The sequence below is a fragment of the Kitasatospora sp. NPDC004799 genome (assembly GCF_040609095.1).
Lineage (GTDB): Bacteria > Actinomycetota > Actinomycetes > Streptomycetales > Streptomycetaceae > Kitasatospora.
The window spans coordinates 1-1,581 of the sequence record NZ_JBEXJK010000775.1; the positions used below are offsets into that span (position 1 = coordinate 1).

A 1,581-nucleotide genomic window follows, 5' to 3' on the forward strand; every position below is an offset into this window, starting at 1 on the left:
CTACGAACACCAGGACCTCCCCTTCGAACGACTCGTCGAAGTCCTCGACCCCACCCGCTCCATGGGCCGCAACCCCCTCTTCCAAGTCATGCTGGTGCTCCAGAACAACACCCGACCCACCCTCGCCCTGCCCGGGGTCCGGGCGGCCTTCGAGCCGCCGGCCGCCGACTCGGTCAAGTTCGACCTGAACTTCTTCCTGGCCGAGCAGCAGGACGCGCAGGCCGCCCCGACCGGGATCGACGGCTTCCTGGAGTACAGCGCCGACGTGTTCGAGCCGGCCACCGCCGAGGCCCTGGCCGGCCGACTGGTCCGGCTGCTCGACCAGGTCGCCGCCGCGCCCGACACCCCGCTGACCCGACTTGACCTGCTCTCCGCTGAGGAGCACCGGCAGATCCTCACCGGGTGGAACGACACCGCCGGCGGGCGCCCCGACACCACCGTGGTCGCCCTCTTCGAGGCCCAGGCCGCCCGCACCCCGGACGCCGTCGCCGTCCGCGCCGACGGCACCGACCTCGGCTACGCCGAACTCGACGCCCGGGCCAACCGGTTGGCCCGCCACCTGATCGGCCGGGGCGTCGGCCCGGAGTGCACGGTGGCGCTCGCGCTGCCCCGGTCGCCGCGGCTGGTCGTCGCCCTGCTGGCCGTGCTCAAGGCCGGCGGCGCGTACCTGCCCGTCGACCTGGCCTACCCGGCCGACCGCGTCCGGCTGATGCTCGACGACGCCGCGCCCGTCCTGCTGCTCACCGACACCGCGACCGCCGGGCAGCTACCGGAGACCGGCCTGCCCCGGCTGCTGCTGGACGACCCCGCGCTGGACCGCGCCACGGCCGCCCTCCCCGCCACCGCCCCCACCGACGCGGAGCGCACCGGCCCGCTGCTGCCCGACCACCCGGCGTACGTCATCTACACCTCGGGCTCCACCGGCCGGCCCAAGGGCGTGCTCGGGCTGCACCGCGCCCTGGTCAACCGGCTGACCTGGTTCGCCGAGGAGCTGCCCGAGCAGCGGGCGGCCGCGATCCTGGCGAAGTCGCCGGTCAGCGTGATCGACGGGATCACCGAGCTGCTGGCGCCGCTGCTGTCCGGCGGCTCGACCGTCCTGGTCGACGCCGACACGGCCCGCAGCGTGCCCGAGCTGGCGGCGGCCACGGCCCGGCACGGCATCGCCCGGCTCACCGTCGTGCCCAGCCTGCTGAACGCCTTCCTGGACGCCGAGGAGCTGCCCGCCACGGCGGGCTGCGCGGTCTGGATCTGCAGCGGGGAGCAGCTGCCCGCCGCCACCGTCCGCGCGTTCCGGCAGGCCCTGCCCGGGGCCCGGCTGCTCAACTTCTACGGCGCCTCGGAGGCGGGTGCCGTGGCGACCCGGGGCGAGCTGCTCGCCGGGCCGGACGGCACGAACACCCTGATCGGCCGCCCGATCTGGAACGTACGGGCGTACGTGCTGGACGACGCGCTGCGGCCGGTGCCCCCGGGCGTGGCCGGCGAACTGTACCTGGCCGGCGCCGGACTCGCCCGCGGCTACCTGGACCGCCCCGGCCTCACCGCCACCCGCTTCCTCGCCTGCCCGTACGAACCCGGCGAACG

At 75.5% G+C, this 1,581-nt stretch carries 1 protein-coding gene; it reads left to right on the forward strand.

Annotated elements, in window-relative coordinates; genetic code table 11:
* Nucleotides 1-1,581 (forward strand): AMP-binding protein (locus ABZW03_RS40715; protein ID WP_355269898.1); only part of this gene is annotated, 1,581 nt, incomplete at both ends.